Source organism: Polaribacter sp. M10 (genome assembly GCF_054968445.1).
The window spans coordinates 1-4,701 of sequence record NZ_JBSSBG010000039.1; the positions used below are offsets into that span (position 1 = coordinate 1).

Genomic DNA, 4,701 nt, shown 5'->3' on the forward strand with positions numbered 1-4,701 from the left:
AATACTTGGGAATTTTTTACTGTTTGAAAATTTAGTAATCATTTAAAACACTAAACTTTTGTTTGAAAATTCTGGCTGGAAATTCCTTTCAAAACTCGTTTAAAAATGTTCCAAGAAAAAAAATAACAATTGCATGAAAAAAAAGAAATCAAAAAATATAAAAAAGGAAAATATAAAATGCTGAAAAAAAAAGAATGGAATTAAAACGTGTAAAACATTGTGTTTCGCAACTAAACATAACACTGTATAAAAAAAATTGCTATTTTAGTGCTTAATCAAAGTCAGTTGCTTTTTTTTTGTAAATTCTGAATTTCCTTCGGAAATTCCTCGTTGACAAAAAACGCAACTTTCCTTATACGAGAAACGTTGGCAACAATTGCTATGAATAAACTTATTCAAATTTTAATTTTTATCTTATCTCTGACTAATTCTTTTTGTCAAGTAAATAACATTTTTGAGATAGAAGAAGTTTTAATTGACAGAAAATTTGAAAGAGTAAAAGATAATTCCGAAAATGAGAAATTCTTATTTGAAGATAAGGAATACCTTATAACAGGTACTTGTTTAGGGGAATGGGGTGGATCTATTTGGTTTAAAAACAAAAAAACAGGAAAAATATATTCTTGTCAATCAACTTGCCCTAAATCAGTAAATAAAATTGAGAATAAATACTTTATTACAAATTCTTTAGCACACGGAATTGGATTTTCTGAAATTATAACAGTAGATAATCCAGAAAAGTTAGAAATATTTGAAAAACCAAAGCCTAGAAAAGATAAAAATGGAAATTCATTTAATTATGGAGTGGATTTTGAATCTAAATCAAGAATAGGAATAAATGTTCTTTGGAGAAAATACGAAATTTTGACTTTAGTAAGTTTTCAATATAAAAATTTGCTTTATCATATAATGACATTTGATAATGCCACATACCTTACAACAATTGAAAAAGGACAAATCGTAATTATTGAAAAAGTTTCTGAAAAAAGAATTTGGAGTCATCATATTGAAAAAAGGATTAATATAAATCACACTATTCTTTATTTAGGGAGGAAAACTGAAAGAAGTCAATATTTAGAAATTAAAAAAAATAAACTGAAATTGGTAAGAAATAAATAACTGTTGCCAACAATGGCTATATTTAATTGCTAGTGTATTTTTCCGTTGGAAAAATACGCAGGCACGAAGTTGTTTTATTTTTTTGCTTATTTTTAGCTAAATAAAATCGCAACTAAAACATAGCCTAAAACGTTGGGTTTAATTAAAATGAAGAAATATTTAATATTAATTATCGGAATTTTATTAATAAGTTGTTCGAATAAAAACAACAATAAAATTAGCTATAAGAAACATAATTTAGAATTTTTAAATTGGAATATAAACATTCCTGAAAGTTATGTTAGAATAACATTTGAAGACTATAAAAAGAAAATTTTGGAGAACTATTCAGACTCAATTTATATTTCAAATAAAATTAAGCAAATTGAAAACTTTGAAAGTTCTAACGAGCCTTATGCTTTTTTTAGTGACACAGCAAATATTGAAAATATTTTCATAATATATTTTATGCTTAATGAAATTCCAAATAAGATTCTGAAAAATGAAATTGCTAACGAAATACATTCCAACTTTAAGGAAAAAGGAATTGCTCAAGATTATGAATATAAACCTATGGAAAATAAACTTATAAACGATTGGCTTATTAAAATAAAAGGGGAAAACAAATTTGAAAATAAAAAAACGACTTATTCTACAGTTTATTTTTCGAGTAATTTTGGTGCTTATATTTCAAGTACGAATAAGGAATTAGATTTTGAAAAAGAACTAACTGAATAAAAAAACTAAACCCAACACCGTGTAAAATTTATTGCTTTTTAAGGTTTTTCTAGCGAAAAACCTCGCAAGCGTAAAAGTCTGTTTATATTAGTTGTTTTTGGCTAAATTTACGCAACAAACCTTACACAACAACGTTGTGCGTCATTTAAGAACAACCGAAATTAAACAGTCATTAATGATTAAAAAGTGGTTTCAAAATCTTTTTAAACAAGCTAAAACAAATATAGAACTTGATTTAGTTAAAGAAGCTGTTATTGACTATCGAAACGATGGAAAAGAATTGATGCGCAAACTTGCGGAAAAATACAGTCTTGATATTGAAAATGAGGATGATTATGAAAAGTTAATCTCGAGAAGTAATAAGGAAATACCAAGAAAAGGAGAACTTTCAAAACGCTGGAATTATTGTTTTCACGGTTGCGAATGTGGTTTTTACAATAAAAAACACCAACAACAAGTCGAAGTTGTCTTGAGTAATGCGCCTGAATTTGGACATATTGATTCTTGGTTTTTATTGTCTTATATGGAATCAACTGAAAAATATAAAAACGGAATACAAGGAGTTAAATGGCAAGAATTGAAATCAGTAATTGAAAAATTATATAAAATGGGTGAAATCAAACCTGTGAAAGAATAAACACGAAATGGAGATTGATAAAAAAGAAATTAGACCAATAACAAATGTTTTAGGACTTGCTATTTTAGATTCTCAAAGAATGGAATACAATATTGCGTTTATGATGTTACTCGTGAATAATGAACTTAATTTCACGAATAGAGAACATGATGAAAAGATTGATAATTATATGCTTAATCTTTCGAAAAAAACTCTTGGAACTTTAATTAGGCAATTAGAGAAACTTATTAATGTGAGTGATGAATTTTCTGAAAGACTTAAGGAGGCTTTGGAAGCTCGAAATTATCTAACACATAGATTTTTCAATCATCAAGGAGAGAATTTATTGACTTTAAAAGGAAGAAAAGAAGCATTGGAATTAGTAAAAGAGAAAAGAGAAATATTATATCAATGCATTTTTTTTCTTGACCCATATATTCAAACTTTAATGAAATTGAGAGGGTTTGCACCTGAAATATTTACAGATGAAGTTTCTGAGAAATATGAACGTGAAGAATAAAAACGAACGCACAACACCGTGTATAATTAATGGCTAGTTCTCGCCTACTTACGAAAATCCTCGCGGATTTTCTATTCGGTTTTTATTTGCTAAATTAGGTGCTTAAACACGCCACTAATCATACACAAAAACGTTGTGCATAATAAAATGAAAGTCTTACAAAACATAATATTTTTGCTTTTAATTAGCTTTTCGTGTTTCAGTCAGAAAAACGAAAAAGGAATGTTTGACTTTAAGTTTTTAGATAAATGCACGAATAAATTTGTAGAAGCTGAATTTGAAATTGACACCATTCCAGGATTAGAAAATAGTATTTCTCTTACCTATTTTATCAAACGAGGGAATTTAATTTCTCAAGGTTTTTACTCAAATAGAATTAAGGAAAATTCAATAGACACAATTATAATACCGAAAATTCTCTTTTCTTTTGGAAACGAACTACATTCAAAACGTTGGAAATATCTAAACTGTGAAATAACTTGCGAAGGTTTAGAAACTGATTTTTATGAAAATGGAAAAAAAAGAATAGTTGGAAATTTTAAAGAAGGAAAGCCAATTGAAATAAAAGAATATAGAGAAAATGGGACACTTGTAACTCAAACTTTTTACGAAAATTTCACTTTAAATATTAGTCGAATAAACTATTTTGATTTGAAAGAAGAATTGATTGAATATGAAGTTTATAATAACAAAAAAAGAAAAACTATTATTAAAACTTATGACAATAAAGGAAATTTAATCGAAAAAGGAATGAACAAAAAATATGTTGAAAAATACAGTTGGAATTAAAAATTACTATGCACAACACCGTACAAAATTAATTGCTTGCTTTTTGCTTAATTACGAAAATCCTCGCGGATTTTCTTTGTCAGTAATTATTTAGTAAATTTAGTGCTTAAACCACGCAACTAACCTTGTACAAACACGTTGTAACTAATACCCAAGCAAACTCAAAATGGAATATTTAATTGAACAATTTGACAATAGATTTGAGCTATCAAAAAAAGGAGATAGCCGAATAATTTTGTACGGAAATTGGTCAATGTTATTTGGAAAATATAAAGCGGAAATTTTCAATTGGAATGAAAAACTGATTTATTCAATTAAACGAAAATTCAGTTTATGGAAATGGAATATGACTTATACTATTAAAAACGAATATGGGAAACACATTGAACTGAAAGCGAAAAATAAATGGCACTCAATTTATGAAATGAAAATTGAGCAAAATGAGTTTCAGATTAAACTTCATAAAGGCCGAAAAAAATCGATATTTAAGAACGGACAACAAATTGCGGAATTAGACGAATCTCTTGTAGAAGTTTTTTATCACGACAAAATTAGAATAATCACGACTGACCAAGAAAATCTGAATGAAATCTTTTTAATGATTATTTGTTTAAAAATCGGAGATGAAAATGAAGGCGGAATTACATTTGACTTTGGAAATATTGGAAAAATGGAACCAATAAACGAAAATTGGAAAACTGAAAAAATAAAGTACTAGTTACAACACCGTGTATATTTTATTGCTTTCTTTTAGCCAACTTACGAAAATCCTCGCGGATTTTCTATTCAGTTTTTATTTACTAAATTTACGCTAAATCAACGCAACAAAGCATACACAAACACGTTGTAGTGCATTTACGAAATGTACTTTCCTGAAATAGGTTGACTAAAAATTAAGCAATTAATAATAGTCACTTATGAAAAACCAAAAACAACACTG

General features: G+C 27.2%; 6 protein-coding genes. All 6 read left to right on the forward strand.

Going from position 1 to position 4,701, the window contains the following annotated elements; all coding sequences use genetic code 11:
- Positions 1 to 366 precede the first annotated feature (366 nt).
- Positions 367 to 1,119 (forward strand): hypothetical protein, encoded by a 753-nt coding sequence (locus ACWYN7_RS17040; RefSeq protein ID WP_462861181.1) that lies wholly within the window; start codon positions 367 to 369, stop codon positions 1,117 to 1,119.
- A gap of 147 nt (positions 1,120 to 1,266) precedes the next feature.
- Complete coding sequence (locus ACWYN7_RS17045) at positions 1,267 to 1,836, forward strand: hypothetical protein (protein WP_462861182.1); 570 nt, start codon at positions 1,267 to 1,269, stop codon at positions 1,834 to 1,836.
- A 97-nt stretch (positions 1,837 to 1,933) separates the two neighbouring features.
- Entirely contained in the window at positions 1,934 to 2,473 is a 540-nt protein-coding gene (locus ACWYN7_RS17050; protein ID WP_462861183.1) for a DUF6896 domain-containing protein, read from the forward strand.
- Between the two features lie 7 nt (positions 2,474 to 2,480).
- Positions 2,481 to 2,972, forward strand: a complete 492-nt coding sequence (locus ACWYN7_RS17055) for a hypothetical protein (RefSeq protein WP_462861184.1) — start codon at positions 2,481 to 2,483, stop codon at positions 2,970 to 2,972.
- Between the two features lie 147 nt (positions 2,973 to 3,119).
- Positions 3,120 to 3,761, forward strand: coding sequence for a toxin-antitoxin system YwqK family antitoxin (locus ACWYN7_RS17060; protein ID WP_462861185.1), 642 nt, complete (start codon positions 3,120 to 3,122; stop codon positions 3,759 to 3,761).
- A 166-nt stretch (positions 3,762 to 3,927) separates the two neighbouring features.
- The gene (locus tag ACWYN7_RS17065; protein WP_462861186.1) at positions 3,928 to 4,479 is read left to right on the forward strand and encodes a tubby C-terminal domain-like protein; all 552 of its coding nucleotides are present in this window, start codon (positions 3,928 to 3,930) and stop codon (positions 4,477 to 4,479) included.
- Positions 4,480 to 4,701 lie beyond the last annotated feature (222 nt).